A 13,825-nucleotide genomic window follows, 5' to 3' on the forward strand; every position below is an offset into this window, starting at 1 on the left:
TTCCTTGCCCCTCGAGGCTAGGAATTCGGGCCGGGGTGCCGGCACCTGCGCGCGGGCGGACCTGGCGCACCGGAGGACCACGAACCGGGGGACCGGGGTCCGCGGGACGGGGGTCCGCGGGACGGGGGTCCCGGATCAGGCGTGGAGGTCGACGCCGAGCCAGCGCAGCCCGACGGGGTCGATCTCGACCAGCCGCGGGTCGGCGTCCGGGTCGACGTCGGTGGCCGCGGTGGCGCGCACGATGCGCACCTCCAGCCGGGCGTCGGCCAGGCTCTCGGCCACCCCGCTGCCCCACTCGACCACGGTCACCGCCTGGTCCAGGTCGGCGTCGAGGTCGAGGTCGTCGAGCTCGGCCTGCCCACCGAGCCGGTAGGCGTCCACGTGCACCAGGGCCGGCCCGTCGCCCAGCGACGGGTGCACCCGCGCGATCACGAAGGTCGGCGAGGTGATCCCGCCCCGCACGCCCAGGCCCTCCCCGAGGCCCTGGGTGAAGGTCGTCTTGCCGGCCCCGAGCTCACCGGTGAGCACGAGCACGTCCCCCGCCCGCAGGTACGACGCCAGCCGCTCCCCCAGCGCCCGCATGTCCTCGGCCGAGGGCACCTGCGCGGTGAGCGGGACGGGGCGGGCCATCTCGACGTACGGGTCGTGCCGGGCGGTCTCCACGAAGCCCATCTCGCGCCAGAACCGGATCGTGCGCGGCAGCTCCTGGCGGGCCAGGATCACCGCGCGTCGTACGCCGGGGCGGCCGGCGGCCTCGGCGAGCGCGGCCCGCACCAGCTCGCGGGCCAGGCCCCGGCCCTGGGCGTCCGGGTCGACGCCGAAGCGGCGCAGGTAGACCGCGTCGTCGACCGGGTCGAGCACGACGGCGCCCACGGGCCTGCCGTCGTCGAGGGCGAGCAGGCCGCCGCCGGGGGTGAGCAGGGTGGCGATCGACTCCGCCGACTCGCCGAGCGCGTCGGCGGGCGGGTCGAGGACGGGCCGGGCCGCGAAGGCGGCGCGGACGACGGCGAGGACGTCGGCGGCGCGCTCGGGGCCGACGGGGTGGATCGCGATGCTCACGACGTGGTCGTCCTCGCGGTGGCCGCGGTGATCAGCTGGTCGAGCTCGGCGTTGACGAGCTCGTGACGCTCCATGATCACCATGTGCCCGGCGCCCTCGCACTCCAGCAGCCGGGCGCCGGGGATCCGGGACTGGAGCTTGCGGGAGTGCCCGATGGACGTGAGCCGGTCGGCGGTGCCGCAGATGACCGAGACCGGTACGGCGCCCAGGGCGCCCACGGTGTGGAACTTGTCGAGGCTCGCGAAGTTCGGGAAGAAGTCGGCGACCACCTCGAACGGGGTGGCGGCGAGCATCTCGTCGACGAACTCGACGTAGCCCTGCGGCACCTCCTCGCCGAAGGCGAACCGGTCGGTCGCGACGGTCGCCACGACGGAGCCGGCGCGGCGCAGGCCGTCGATCGCGCGGTGGCCGAGGTGCAGGGTGCGCATCGCGCGGCTCGCCAGCGGCCCGGTGAGCCGGGCCGGCAGCATGGGCAGCAGCATCCGGCCCGGATCGAGCCCGCCGGCGGTCGTGGAGACCAGCGCGATCCCGACGACGCGGGTGCCGACCAGCTCCGGGAACAGCTCGGCGAACGCCATGATCGACATCCCGCCCATCGAGTGCCCGACCAGCACGACCGGCCCCTCGGGCGCGGCCGCGTCGAGCACCGCGCGCAGGTCGTGGCCGAGCTGCTCGATCGTCGAGTGCGCGCGATCGGAATTGCCCGAACGACCGTGCGAGCGCTGGTCGTAGTAGACCGTGCGGACCAGGCCGCGGTAGGCCGCGCGCTGGAAGTGCCAGCAGTCCAGGTTGAGGCAGTAGCCGTGCACGAAGACCACGGTCACCCGCGGGTTGCCCTGGTGGGCGCGGCGCAGCAGCCGGTCGACGGCGCCGGCCTGGGCCGGGGTCTCCAGGTCGTCGACCTCCACGTGGAGCCGCACGCCGTCGTCGGCGACGACGCTCAGCGGCTCCGCGCGCAGCGTCCCGAACGCGATCGACTCCCCCGCCCGGCGGCTGATCTGGCGCTGCTGGCGCAGGATCCCGACGGCGGCGGTGCCGGCGGCCAGCCCGAGGGCGCCTGCCAGCGAGCCCGCGACGCGGCGACGGCGGCTCATCGGGCGGACTCGCTGTCGACGTACCTCCGGGTCATCCGGCCCCCGATCCTCGTCACGATCTCGTAGTTGATGGTGCCGCACGCCTCGGCCCAGTCCTGCGCCGTCGGTACGCCGGGCGCGGGCGGGCCGAGCACCACGACCTCGCTGCCGACCGGCGGGTGGTCCGCGCCGAGGTCCACCACGACCTGGTCCATGCACACGGTGCCGCGGATCGGGCGGAGCACACCCGCGATGCCGACCCGGGCGGCGGCCTCGGGCGCGTCGGCCCGGAAGGCGTGGCGCGGGATGCCCTCGCCGTAGCCGACCGGGACGACACCGACCGTGGTGGGCGTCGCGGCCGTCCAGCGGTGGCCGTAGGAGACGCCGTCGCCGGGGGCGAGGTCCTTGACCAGGACCAGCGGGGCGCGCACGGTCATCGCGGGGACCAGGCCGATGTCGGTGGCCTCACCCGGCGCGGGGTCGAGGCCGTAGACCGCGATCCCGCAACGCACCGCGTCGAAGCGGGACGACGGCCGCAGGATCGCGGCGGCCGAGTTGGCGAGGTGGCGCAGCCCGGGACGCAGGCCGGCCTGCTCGGCGAGCGCGATCGCGTCCCGGAAGGCCGCCTCCTGCGCGTCGTTGGCCGGGTGCGCGGGCTCGTCGGCGCAGGCGAAGTGCGACCACAGCCCGGTGATCCGCCATGTCCCCTGCTCCTCGCCGGCCCGGGCCCGGGCGAAGACCTGGGGCCAGGTCGCCCGCGGTGCGCCACCGCGGGAGAGACCCGTGTCGACCTTGAGCTGGATGCGAGCGGGCTCGGCACGGCCCCGCAGGGCGCCGGCGATCTCGTCGAGCTCGGCGACGGAGTAGGCGCTGACGTCGATGCCGGCCTCGGCCGCGGCGGCGTACGGCGCCCCGGGGGCGGTGATCCAGCACAGCAGCGGGCCCTCGACCCCGGCGGCACGCAGCGCGAGCGCCTCCTCGATGGTCGCGGTCGCGAGCCACTCCGCGCCGCCCTGCTGCGCCGCCTGGGCGCTCTCCACCATGCCGTGCCCGTAGCCGTCGGCCTTGACCACCGCGATCAGCGGGACGCCCGCGGTCTCACGCAGCAGACGGGCGTTCGACCGGATCGCGGCGAGGTCGACGACGACCTCGGCAGGGCCGAGCGGGTGGGACATGCGTCTCATCGTCCCACTACGTGGTGGTCAGGGTGGCCAGGAGGTCCGGCAGGGCGGCCGCGACGTCGGTCGCGACGATCGGGCCGCGCTGTGCGGCCAGGGTCGCGGCGGCACCGTGCAGCCACGAGCCCACCGAGGCGGCGTCGAACGGGTCGAGGCCGGTCGCGAGCAGCGCCCCGACGAGACCACCGAGCACGTCGCCGGCACCGGCCGTGGCCAACCAGGGCGTGCCCGTGGTGCTGACCCGGACCGTTCCGTCGGGCCGCGCGACGACCGTGTGCCGGCCCTTGAGCAGGACGACGGTCGCGTAGCGCTCGGCGGCCACGCGGGCGTGGGCCAGCGGCTCCGCTTCGATGGCCTCGCGGTCGACGCCGAGCATCCGGGACAGCTCACCGGCGTGCGGGGTGAGCACCGCCGGCCGGCCGTGCGCGAGGTCGGCGAAGGCGAGCGCGTCCGCGTCCACCACCACCGGTACGCCGTCGTCGACCGCCGAGCGCAGCGCCGGCTCCGCTGCGGTGTCGCTGCCCGAGCCCACCACCCAGGCCTGGACCCGGCCCGGCCCGACCACCTCGGGGTGCTGCGCGCGGATGAGCTCGCACACGGCGTCGTCGCCGTCGTAGCGGACCATGCCGGCCAGGCCGCTGGAGGCACCGGCGACGCTGAGCAGGCCGGCGCCGGGGTAGGCCGCGGAGCCGGCCCGGACACCGACGACGCCGCGGGTGTACTTGTGCGCGTCCGGTGCCGGGCGCGGCAGCAGCGCCGCCACGTCGGCGGCCTGGAGCGCCTCGATCCCGGCCGCCGGGAGCTCCAGGCCGATGTCGACGAGCTCGACCGCGCCACAAGCTAGGGCCGCGGGATCGACCAGGTGGCAGGCCTTGTGGGTGCCGAAGGTGACGGTCAGCTCGGCCCGCACGTGCGGGCCGGGGGTGGCGCCGGTGTCGACGTCGACGCCCGAGGGGGTGTCCACCGCGACGACCGGCGTCCCGGCGACCAGCGCGAGGGCGGCCTCCGCGTCGGGCCGCAGCCCGGGCCGGCCGCCGATGCCGACGATCCCGTCGAGCACGACGTCGAAGGCCACCGCCCGGGGCGCACGCACCCGGCCCCCGGCGGCGCGCAGCGCGGCCAGCCCGGGCTGGTGGGCCGCCTCGGAGAGCAGCCACGCCTCGACGAGCGCACCGCGCCGGGCGAGCACCGCGCCGGCGTAGAGGGCGTCGCCGCCGTTGTCCCCGGATCCGACCAGCAGGAGGACCCGCCGGCCGTAGCCGCCGCCCAGCAGGCCGAGCACGGCGTTCGCGAGCCCGTGCGCCGCACGCTGCATCAGCGCGCCGTCGGGCAGCGTGGCCATCAGCGCCGCCTCCGCGGCACGGACCTCCTCGACGGTGTGCGCGCGGATCACGACTCGAGCACCACCATCGCCGAGGCGATGCCGCCGTCGTGGGTGAGCGAGAGGTGGACCGAGGTCGCCCCGAGCCGCTCGGCCTCGGCCAGCACCGTCCCGCGGATCACGAAGCGCGGCCGGCCGGTGTCCTCGGAGACCACCTCCGCGTCGTGCCAGGACATCCCGCGCGGTGCGCCGAGCGCCTTGGCGAGAGCCTCCTTGGCCGCGAAGCGCGCGGCGAGCGAGCTGATCGGCCGGGACCGCTCGGCCTCGACGAACAGCTTCTCCACCAACGCGGGCGTACGACGGCACGACTGCTCGAACCGGGCGATCTCGCACACGTCGATCCCGACGCCGACCACCGCCATGCCGACCTGCCTACTCGACCGTGACGGACTTGGCGAGGTTGCGCGGCTGGTCGACGTCGTGCCCCAGCGCGGTGGCGAGCTCGCAGGCGAACAGCTGCAGCGGCAGGATCGCGACCAGGGGCTGGAGCAGCACGGGCACCTTGGGCAGCCGGATCAGCTCGTCGGCGTACGGCTCGATGGAGGTGTCGCCGGCCTCGGCCAGGCAGATCGTCCGGGCGCCACGGGCGCGGACCTCCTGGATGCCGCTGAGCATCTTGCCGTGCAGCTGGTCGCGGCCCTTGGGCGGCACCACGCAGAGCACCGGCAGGCCCTCCTCGATCAGCGCGATCGGGCCGTGCTTGAGCTCGCCGGCGGCGAAGCCCTCGGCGTGCAGGTAGGCGAGCTCCTTGAGCTTCAGCGCGCCCTCCAGGGCGACCGGGTAGCCCGCGTGGCGGCCGAGGAAGAGCACCGAGCGGGTGCCGGCGTGCGAGCGGGCCAGGGCGTAGACCTCGTCGGCACCGGCGAGCACGGACTCGATGTGCTCGGGCATCGCCTCGAGCTGCTCCATGATCTCGTCGATCTCGTCGCCGAAGCGGGTGCCCTTGACCTGCGCGATGTAGAGCGCGAGCAGGTAGCAGGCGACCAGCTGGGTCAGGAAGCCCTTCGTCGACGCGACGCCGATCTCCGGGCCGGCGTGGGTGTAGATCACCGCGTCGGACTCGCGCGGGATCGAGGAGCCGTTGGTGTTGCAGATCGCGAGCACCTTGGCCCGCTGGGCGCGGGCGTGGCGGATCGCCTGCAGGGTGTCCGCGGTCTCGCCGGACTGGCTGATCGCCACGATCAGGGTCGTGGAGTCGATGATCGGGTCGCGGTAGCGGAACTCCGAGGCCAGCTCGACCTCGACCGGGGTGCGCGTCCAGTGCTCGATGGCGTACTTGGCCACCATGCCGGCATAGAAGGACGTGCCGCACGCGATGATGATGATCTTGTCGACGTCGCGCAGCTCCTCGTCGGCCAGGCGCATCTCGTCGAGCTGCAGCTGCCCGCTCGCCGTACGACGGCCGAGGAGGGAGTCCGCGACGGCCCGGGGCTGCTCGAAGATCTCCTTGCGCATGAACCAGTCGTGGCCGTCCTTCTCCGCGGCGGAGAGGTCCCAGTCGACGTGGAACTGCTTCGTCTCCACGGGCCGGCCGTGGAAGTCGGTCACCCGGACCTCGTCGCGGGTCATCACCACGATCTGGTCCTGACCCAGCTCCAGCGCCTCGCGGGTGAACTCGATGAACGCCGCCACGTCGGAGCCGAGGAAGTTCTCGCCCTCGCCCAGGCCCACCACGAGCGGGGAGTTGCGGCGGGCCGCGACCACCGTCTCCGGGTCCGCGGCGTCGATGGCGACCAGGGTGAAGGCGCCCTCGAGCTGCTGGCAGACCCGCTGCATGGCGACGGTCAGGTCGACCCCGGACTGCACCTGCAGCTCCACCAGGTGGGCCACGATCTCGGTGTCGGTGTCGGAGAGCAGGACGTGGTCGTCGGCCTCCAGGCGCTGCCGGAGGTCCGCGAAGTTCTCGATGATCCCGTTGTGCACCAGCGCCACCCGCCGGGCGCCGCCGGCGTGGGGGTGGGCGTTGACGTCGTTCGGCGGGCCGTGGGTCGCCCACCGGGTGTGGCCGATGCCGATCCCGACGACCGGGAGCGGCGTCTCGTCGAGCACCTTCTCCAGGTTGGCCAGCTTGCCGGCCCGCTTCTGCACCGCGATCGCACCGCCGTCGACGACGGCCACGCCGGCCGAGTCGTAACCGCGGTACTCCAGGCGCCGCAGGCCGTCGATGACCGTGTCCGTGGCCGACCTGGGCCCGACATATCCGACGATCCCGCACATGAGTGCCCACTCTAGACGCTGAGGGTGCCCGAGCCCGCGCCGCCGCGGGTGCGTCGTGGGTCGCACCTTCGCCCCGGCATCCCGCGATCGGGACGCGCCGCACCGGCGCCGGGTGCCGGCTGGAAGAATCCCGGCCATGGTCACCGCGCCCGAGGGGACCCACGGCGACGAGACGCCGCGGGAGTCCTCGCCGTACGTCGAGCTCGACCGGGCGACCTGGGCGATGCTCGCCTCGGAGACCGAGAGCCCGTTGACCAACGACGAGGTGCTGCGCCTGCGCGGCATCGGCGACCAGCTCGACCTCGCCGAGATCCGCGACGTCTACCTGCCGCTCTCCCGGCTGCTCAGCCTGCGGGTGAGCGCGGCCACCCAGCTGCACCGGGCGCAGCAGGAGTTCCTGCACGGGCTGACTCCCCCGCGCACGCCCTTCGTCATCGGCCTCGCCGGCTCGGTCGCGGTCGGCAAGTCGACGGCCGCCCGCGTGCTCCAGCAGATGCTGGCCCGCTGGCCCGAGCACCCGAACGTCTCGCTGGTCACCACCGACGGCTTCCTCTACCCCAACGCCGAGCTGGAGAAGCGCGGCCTGCTCCAGCGCAAGGGCTTCCCCGAGTCCTACGACCGCCGGGCCCTGCAACGCTTCGTCGTCGACATCAAGTCCGGCAAGGACGAGGTGGAGGCGCCGGTCTACTCCCACCTGGTCTACGACGTGGTGCCCGAGGACAAGGTCGTCATCAAGCACCCCGACATCGTCATCGTGGAGGGCCTCAACGTCCTCCAGCCGGCTCGCGCCCGCGGCGACGGCCGCACCGGGCTGGGCCTGTCGGACTTCTTCGACTTCTCCATCTACGTCGACGCCAACACCAACCACATCCGGGAGTGGTACGTCGACCGGTTCCTCCGCCTGCGCGAGACCGCCTTCCGCGACCCCAACTCCTACTTCGCCAAGTACGCCGCGCTCAGCCACGACTCCGCGGTCGACGAGGCGCGCCGGATCTGGGACTCCATCAACGGGCCCAACCTGCAGGAGAACGTCCTGCCGACCCGGTCCCGGGCGACCCTGGTGCTGCGCAAGTCCGCCGACCACTCGGTCGAGTGGGTCCGGCTGCGCAAGATCTAGCTAGACCGCCAGCCGCTCCCGGACGACGTCCGCGAGCCGCTGGGCGACGGCCTCCGCCTGCTCGGCGGTCGGCGCCTCCACCATCACCCGGACCAGGGGCTCGGTGCCGGAGGGCCGCAGCAGCACCCGTCCGGTGCCGGCCAGCTCCGCCTCGGCCTCGGCGACGGCCGCGACCAGCGCGACGTCGTCGGTGCGGGTGCGGTCGACGCCGGGGACGTTGACGAGCACCTGTGGCAGGCGGGTCATCACGCCGGCCAGCTCGCGCAGCGACTTCTGGGTGCGCACCATCCGGCGCAGCACGTGCAGCGCGGTGAGCAGGCCGTCGCCGGTGGTGGCGTGGCGGCTGAGGATGACGTGCCCGGACTGCTCCCCGCCGAGCACGAAGCCGTGGGTGTTCATCTGCTCCAGCACGTAGCGGTCGCCGACCGCGGCCCGGCGCACGGTGATCCCGGCGGCGTCGAGGGCCTGGATGAGGCCGAGGTTGCTCATCACGGTCGCGACCAGGGTGTCGTCCTTCAGCTCGCCGGCCTCGTGCAGGGCCAGGGCCAGGATCGCCATGATCTGGTCGCCGTCGACGGGCGTGCCGGTGTGGTCGACCGCGAGGCACCGGTCGGCGTCCCCGTCGACCGCGAAGCCGGCGTCGGCACCGTGCGCGAGCACCGCCTCGGCCAGCGGGCCGAGGTGCGTGGAGCCCACCCCGTCGTTGATGTTGAGCCCGTCCGGCTCCGCGCCGATCGTGATGACCGTGGCACCGGCGGCCTCGAGGACCTTCGGGCCGACGGTGCTGGCCGCGCCGTGGGCGCAGTCGAGCACGATCCGCAGGCCCGACAGCGGCTTGCCGTCGGGGTCGTCGAGGGTGCGCAGCAGGTGCTCGGCGTACTCCTCGTCGGTGCCGGCATAGGCCGTCACCCGGCCCACCGCGGCGCCGGTGGGGCGCTCCCACTCCTGCCCGAGCGCGGCCTCGATGAGGCTCTCGTGGTGGTCGTCGAGCTTGACCCCGCCGCGGGCGAGGAACTTGATGCCGTTGTCGGGCATCGGGTTGTGCGAGGCGCTGAGGACGACGCCGAGGTCGGCGTCGAGGGCGTCGGTGAGGTAGGCGACGCCCGGCGTCGGCACGACGCCCAGCAGCAGCACGTCGACGCCGGCCGAGGCGAGGCCGGCCACCACGGCGCCCTCGAGGAAGTGCCCCGAGACGCGGGTGTCGCGACCGACGACGGCCAGCGGCCGGTGGTCCTCGATCTCGCGGCGCAGGACACGCGCGGCGGCGACGCCGAGGTCCAGGGCCAGCTGGGCGGTCAGCTCGGCGTTCGCGAGACCGCGGACGCCGTCGGTGCCGAAGATGCGGGGCACGTTCACTCCCTCGTGTGCTGGAAAACGGGCGACGGGGCCACGGACCGCGGCAGCGGTGCGTGGCCCCGTCGACGACTCGCCTGGGGCGAGATCAGCGCTTGCTGTACTGCGGCGCCTTGCGGGCCTTCTTGAGACCGGCCTTCTTGCGCTCGGTCGCACGCGCGTCGCGGGTCAGCAGGCCCGCCTTCTTCAGCGTCGGGCGGTTGGCGTCGAGGTCGATCGCGTTGAGCGAGCGGGCCACGCCGAGCCGCAGCGCGCCGGCCTGGCCGGTGATGCCGCCGCCGTGGATGCGGGCGATCACGTCGAAGCGGCCCTCCAGGCCGAGCGCCGCGAAGGGCTCGTTGACGACCTGCTGGTGCAGCTTGTTCGGGAAGTAGTCCTCGATCGTGCGGCCGTTAATCGTCCAGGTGCCGTTGCCGGGCACGATGCGGACGCGGGCGACGGCCTCCTTGCGGCGGCCGGTGGCGGCCCCCGGGGCGATGGTCGCCGGACGGGCGTCGACCGCGGCGGACGGGGAGGTCTCGCTGGTGTAGGCGACACCCTGCTCGTCGGACTCGAAGGTCTCCTCGACCTCGGTGGTGTTCTCAGTCATCTTGGGGATCCTCGAAGTCGATTACTGGGAGATCTGCTTGATCTCGAACGGGACGGCCTGCTGGGCCTGGTGCGGGTGAGCCGGGCCGTTGTAGACCTTCAGCTTCTTGATGATCTGCCGGCCGAGGCGGTTCTTCGGCAGCATGCCCCACACGGCCTTCTCGACGGCCTTGCGGGCGTCCTTGTCGAGGACCTCGCCGATCGGGGTCGCGGTCAGACCACCCGGGAAGCCGGAGTGGCGGTAGACCATCTTGTCGGCACGCTTGTTGCCGGACAGGGCGACCTTCTCGGCGTTGATGACGATGACGTAGTCACCGGTGTCGGCGTTCGGCGCGAAGATCGGCTTGTGCTTGCCGCGCAGCAGGTTGGCAGCGGTCACCGCGAGCCGGCCGAGGACGACGTCGGTCGCGTCGATCACGAGCCACTGGCGCTCGATGTCGCCCGGCTTCGGAGCATAGGTACGCATGGAAGGATCCATTCGTTCGTGTCGGACTCCGCCCAGTGCTCTGGCCGGAGGCATCTTCTGACGAACACTGCACCCACCTTCTGGCGGGCGACTGCCCTCGCGAGGAGAGCGGCAGGAGACGCAGCGAGCAGCGTACGGCGAGCGGGACCGCGGGGCCAAATCAGCGCCCTCGGCCCGGGGCCGTCGTACCCCTCCGGGAAGGGCGGCGGAACCACGCTTCGGGACACCGCCTACCGGCCATGTGACCCGGGCGACTAGGTTGCAAGGGTGACTGAATCTCTGACCGTACGCGACAACCGCACCGGCGCGGAGTACGAGATCCCGATCGTCGACGGCACCATCAAGGCCGCGGACCTCGGGCAGATCAAGCTCAACGACGACGAGCCCGGCCTGGCGACCTACGACCCTGGCTTCGTCAACACGGCCTCGTGCCGCAGCGCCATCACCTTCATCGACGGTGACAAGGGCATCCTCGAGTACCGCGGCTACCCCATCGAGCAGCTGGCGGAGAAGTCGAACTTCCTCGAGGTCGCCTATCTCCTGATCCACGGCGACCTGCCCTCCAAGGAGCAGTACGACGCGTGGGTCCACGAGATCACGTTCCACACCTTCGTGCACGAGAACGTCAAGGGCTTCATGGAGGGCTTCCGCTACGACGCGCACCCGATGGGGATGCTCATGGCGTCGGTGGGGGCCCTCTCGACGTTCTACCCCGAGTCGAGCAAGATCGCGGACCCCGACAACCGCCACATCCAGATCGTCCGGATGATCGCGAAGATGCCGACGCTGGGCGCCTGGGCGTTCCGGCACGCGCAGGGCAAGCCCTACGTCTACCCCGACAACGAGCTGTCCTACGCCGAGAACTTCCTCTCGATGCTCTTCAAGATGAGCGAGACGAAGTACGCCGGTGACCCGCGCATCGTCAAGGCGCTGGACACCCTGTTCATCCTCCACGCCGACCACGAGCAGAACTGCTCGACCAACGCGGTGCGCTCGGTCGGCTCCTCCCAGGTCGACCCGTACTCCGCGGTCGCGGCCGGCATCGGCGCCCTCTTCGGCCCGCTGCACGGCGGCGCCAACGAGGCGGTGCTCAAGATGCTGCGCCGGATCGGGACCGTCGACAACATCCCGTCGTTCATCGAGGGCGTCAAGAACGGCGAAGAGCGCCTGATGGGCTTCGGCCACCGGGTCTACAAGAACTTCGACCCGCGCGCGAAGATCATCAAGAAGGCCTGCGACGACGTCTTCGAGGTCACCGGGGTCAACCCGCTCCTCGCGGTCGCCAAGGAGCTGGAGCGGATCGCGCTCGAGGACGAGTACTTCGTCAAGCGCAAGCTCTACCCCAACGTCGACTTCTACTCCGGCCTGATCTACGAGGCGCTGGAGTTCCCGCCGGAGATGTTCACCGTCCTCTTCGCGATCGGCCGGGCGCCCGGCTGGCTCGCGCAGTGGCTGGAGCTGGTGCAGGACAAGGAGCAGAAGATCGCGCGCCCGAAGCAGATCTACACGGGTCCGCGCACGCTCGACTTCGTTCCCGCGGAGGAGCGCTGGGCCTGAGCCCGGTGCGCTGAACCATGCGGGTGGCCGTGGTCGGCCTCGGCACTGCCGGGGCGGCCACGGCCGCGCTGCTTTTCGACCGTGGCCACGACGTCGTCGTGCTGGAGCAGGCCGACGACCCGCGCCCGGTCGGCGCCGGGATCTGGCTGCAGGCCCTGGGCCAGCAGGTGCTGGACCGGCTCGACCTGCTGGAGCCGATGCGCGCCGCGTCCCGGGTGGTCTCCCGGGTGCGGATGGAGGGCCGCGGCGGACGCCGCCTCCTCGACCTGGGCTACGACGCCCGGCCGGCCTCGACGCCCGCCCTGGGCGTGCACCGCGGCGACCTCTTCGCGCTGCTCTTCGGCGCGGTTCGCGCCCGCGGGATCCCGCTCGAGCTCGGGGCACGGGTCACCGCGGTGGAGCCGCGCACCGGCGGGATCGCCGTCACGGTGGCCGATCCCGGCGGCCCCGACGCCCGCGACCTGGGCCGCTTCGACCTCGTGGTCGGCGCCGACGGCACCCGCTCCGAGGTCCGCGCCGCCCTCGGCCTGGGCCACCGCGACCGGGCCTACCGCTACGGCGCGCTCTGGGCGATCGTGCCCGACCCCGACGGGCTCACCTCGGACACCCTGCACCAGCGCTTCGACGGCACCCGCCGCACCCTCGGCGTGCTGCCCACGGGCGCCGACCGGGCCTCGATCTTCTGGTCCCTGCGCACCGACCGCCACGCCGCCGCACTGGCCGCCGGCGTGGAGCGCTGGCGGGCGGACGCGCGGGCGATGGCCGGGCCCTACGCGCCCCTGGTGGACGCGGTGGAGGAACTGCTGCCGGCGACCTACCGGGCGGTGAGCGTGCGCTCGTCGTACCGGGTGGGCGGTGGGGGTGCCGGCGTGCTGGTCGGCGACGCCGCGCACGCGATGAGCCCGCAGCTCGGTGCCGGCAGCTCGCTGGCGCTCGCCGACGCCTGGACCCTGGCGGTCGCGCTGGAGCGCGGCGGCAGCCTGGCCGAGCGCCTGGAGTGGTACGACGACCAGCGCCGCGCGCACGTGCGGTGGTACCGCTGGTGGACCCGCGCGATGATGCCGCTGTTCCAGAGCGACCTGACCCCGCTGGGCCCGCCCCGCGACGCGCTGCTGCCGGTGGTCGGTTGGGTGCCGGGGATGCCGCGGGTGATGGCCGGCACGCTGACAGGCGACCGGCGCTCGCTGAGGCGGACCTGGCGGCTGCCGTGAGCGGCGCTCAGGCGAGGAGGGCGTCGATGTCGACCGGGACCTCGACGTCGCCGTAGCGCAGCGTCGCCTCACCGCGCTTGAAGCGGCCGGTCTGGACGTAGATCCCGTCGGCCAGGTCCATCGTGACCACCTCGTGGTCCCGCGGGTCGACGACCCAGTAGCAGGGAGCTCCCCACCGGGCGTAGCGCTGGACCTTGGCCACGTAGTCGTTGGCCCGGTTCGACGAGACGATCTCCACGACGAGGTGCGGGACGCCGGACAGCGCCCGCTGCTCGTCGGTCTCGTCGTGGACCATCAGGTCCGGTCCGAGCTCCTCCCGCACCCCGGTGGGGATCCAGCCCCAGCCCTGGGTGACCTTGGTGCCCGGCAGGAGGCCTTGACGCAGGGCGAGGTACAGCCGGATCTGGATGTCCTGATGCCGTTGCGAGGGTTGTGCGGCCACGACGAGTGCTCCTCCGTAGTACTCACTCGGGACCACGTCCGCCTCGATGTACTCCTCCCACGACATGGGGAAGCGCTGCAGCTCATCACTCCGGCGGATCGACTCGGCCGCCACGGTCATCGCTGCTCCTCTCCGAGAGTTCGGCATCGGCGTCTCCCGAGAATCGTCGCCGACGCGATCAGT

13 protein-coding genes are annotated in these 13,825 nt (G+C 73.1%); 3 read left to right on the plus strand and 10 right to left on the minus strand.

The window, feature by feature from the left end; translation table 11 throughout:
* Positions 1-135: 135 nt before the first annotated feature.
* From tsaE to glmS, 6 genes are read right to left on the minus strand one after another with little or no spacing between them, the layout of a single operon-like run.
* Positions 136-1,059 carry a tRNA (adenosine(37)-N6)-threonylcarbamoyltransferase complex ATPase subunit type 1 TsaE gene (tsaE, locus tag MRBLML1_RS00465; protein WP_364509879.1) on the minus strand — a complete coding sequence of 308 codons (924 nt, stop codon included), beginning with the start codon at positions 1,057-1,059 and terminating at the stop codon, positions 136-138.
* The gene (locus MRBLML1_RS00470; protein WP_364509881.1) at positions 1,056-2,153 is read right to left on the minus strand and encodes an alpha/beta fold hydrolase; all 1,098 of its coding nucleotides are present in this window, start codon (positions 2,151-2,153) and stop codon (positions 1,056-1,058) included. The genes tsaE and MRBLML1_RS00470 overlap by 4 nt, the downstream gene beginning before the upstream one ends.
* Positions 2,150-3,307 carry an alanine racemase gene (gene alr, locus MRBLML1_RS00475; protein WP_364509883.1) on the minus strand — a complete coding sequence of 386 codons (1,158 nt, stop codon included), beginning with the start codon at positions 3,305-3,307 and terminating at the stop codon, positions 2,150-2,152. The genes MRBLML1_RS00470 and alr overlap by 4 nt, the downstream gene beginning before the upstream one ends.
* 16 nt (positions 3,308-3,323) lie before the next feature.
* Positions 3,324-4,703, minus strand: coding sequence for an NAD(P)H-hydrate dehydratase (locus MRBLML1_RS00480; protein WP_364509884.1), 1,380 nt, complete (start codon positions 4,701-4,703; stop codon positions 3,324-3,326).
* The gene (locus MRBLML1_RS00485; RefSeq protein WP_364509885.1) at positions 4,700-5,053 is read right to left on the minus strand and encodes a holo-ACP synthase; all 354 of its coding nucleotides are present in this window, start codon (positions 5,051-5,053) and stop codon (positions 4,700-4,702) included. The genes MRBLML1_RS00480 and MRBLML1_RS00485 overlap by 4 nt, the downstream gene beginning before the upstream one ends.
* Before the next feature lie 10 nt (positions 5,054-5,063).
* The gene (gene glmS, locus MRBLML1_RS00490; RefSeq protein ID WP_364509887.1) at positions 5,064-6,908 is read right to left on the minus strand and encodes a glutamine--fructose-6-phosphate transaminase (isomerizing); all 1,845 of its coding nucleotides are present in this window, start codon (positions 6,906-6,908) and stop codon (positions 5,064-5,066) included.
* 136 nt (positions 6,909-7,044) lie between these two features.
* On the opposite strand from glmS, the gene coaA reads away from it, so the two are divergent.
* The gene (coaA, locus tag MRBLML1_RS00495) at positions 7,045-8,025 is read left to right on the plus strand and encodes a type I pantothenate kinase (protein WP_364509888.1); all 981 of its coding nucleotides are present in this window, start codon (positions 7,045-7,047) and stop codon (positions 8,023-8,025) included.
* Here coaA and glmM read toward each other — a convergent pair whose 3' ends face one another.
* From glmM to rplM, 3 genes are all read right to left on the minus strand, one after another.
* The gene (glmM, locus tag MRBLML1_RS00500) at positions 8,026-9,375 is read right to left on the minus strand and encodes a phosphoglucosamine mutase (protein WP_364509890.1); all 1,350 of its coding nucleotides are present in this window, start codon (positions 9,373-9,375) and stop codon (positions 8,026-8,028) included.
* A 91-nt stretch (positions 9,376-9,466) separates the two neighbouring features.
* Entirely contained in the window at positions 9,467-9,967 is a 501-nt protein-coding gene (gene rpsI, locus MRBLML1_RS00505) for a 30S ribosomal protein S9 (protein WP_364509892.1), read from the minus strand.
* Positions 9,968-9,988: 21 nt separating this feature from the next.
* Positions 9,989-10,432: a 50S ribosomal protein L13 gene (gene rplM / locus MRBLML1_RS00510; protein WP_364509893.1), complete on the minus strand. Its 444-nt coding sequence runs from the start codon at positions 10,430-10,432 to the stop codon at positions 9,989-9,991.
* Positions 10,433-10,699: 267 nt separating this feature from the next.
* Between rplM and MRBLML1_RS00515 the strand changes: the two genes are divergently transcribed.
* Both MRBLML1_RS00515 and MRBLML1_RS00520 read left to right on the plus strand, forming a co-directional pair.
* Positions 10,700-11,989, plus strand: a complete 1,290-nt coding sequence (locus MRBLML1_RS00515; protein ID WP_364509894.1) for a citrate synthase — start codon at positions 10,700-10,702, stop codon at positions 11,987-11,989.
* Positions 11,990-12,006: 17 nt separating this feature from the next.
* On the plus strand, positions 12,007-13,200 hold the full coding sequence (locus tag MRBLML1_RS00520; protein ID WP_364509896.1) for an FAD-dependent oxidoreductase: 1,194 nt from the start codon (positions 12,007-12,009) through the stop codon (positions 13,198-13,200).
* Positions 13,201-13,207: 7 nt separating this feature from the next.
* On the opposite strand, the gene MRBLML1_RS00525 is transcribed toward MRBLML1_RS00520, so the two are convergent.
* A complete protein-coding gene (locus MRBLML1_RS00525; protein ID WP_364509897.1) occupies positions 13,208-13,762 on the minus strand; it encodes a Uma2 family endonuclease in 555 nt (184 codons plus the stop codon).
* Positions 13,763-13,825: the final 63 nt, after the last annotated feature.

The sequence above is a fragment of the Nocardioides sp. LML1-1-1.1 genome (assembly GCF_040676175.1).
In the GTDB taxonomy this organism is placed as follows: Bacteria; Actinomycetota; Actinomycetes; order Propionibacteriales; family Nocardioidaceae; genus Nocardioides.

Excerpts from the sequence above, each read along its gene's own strand:
- glmS (WP_364509887.1), bottom strand. The coding sequence starts at position 6,908 with ATGTGCGGGATCGTCGGATATGTCGGGCCCAGGTCGGCCACGGACACG.
- alr (WP_364509883.1), bottom strand. The coding sequence starts at position 3,307 with ATGTCCCACCCGCTCGGCCCTGCCGAGGTCGTCGTCGACCTCGCCGCG.
- rplM (WP_364509893.1), bottom strand. The coding sequence starts at position 10,432 with ATGCGTACCTATGCTCCGAAGCCGGGCGACATCGAGCGCCAGTGGCTC.
- MRBLML1_RS00470 (WP_364509881.1), bottom strand. The coding sequence starts at position 2,153 with ATGAGCCGCCGTCGCCGCGTCGCGGGCTCGCTGGCAGGCGCCCTCGGG.
- MRBLML1_RS00485 (WP_364509885.1), bottom strand. The coding sequence starts at position 5,053 with ATGGCGGTGGTCGGCGTCGGGATCGACGTGTGCGAGATCGCCCGGTTC.
- MRBLML1_RS00520 (WP_364509896.1), top strand. The coding sequence starts at position 12,007 with ATGCGGGTGGCCGTGGTCGGCCTCGGCACTGCCGGGGCGGCCACGGCC.
- MRBLML1_RS00525 (WP_364509897.1), bottom strand. The coding sequence starts at position 13,762 with ATGACCGTGGCGGCCGAGTCGATCCGCCGGAGTGATGAGCTGCAGCGC.
- coaA (WP_364509888.1), top strand. The coding sequence starts at position 7,045 with ATGGTCACCGCGCCCGAGGGGACCCACGGCGACGAGACGCCGCGGGAG.
- rpsI (WP_364509892.1), bottom strand. The coding sequence starts at position 9,967 with ATGACTGAGAACACCACCGAGGTCGAGGAGACCTTCGAGTCCGACGAG.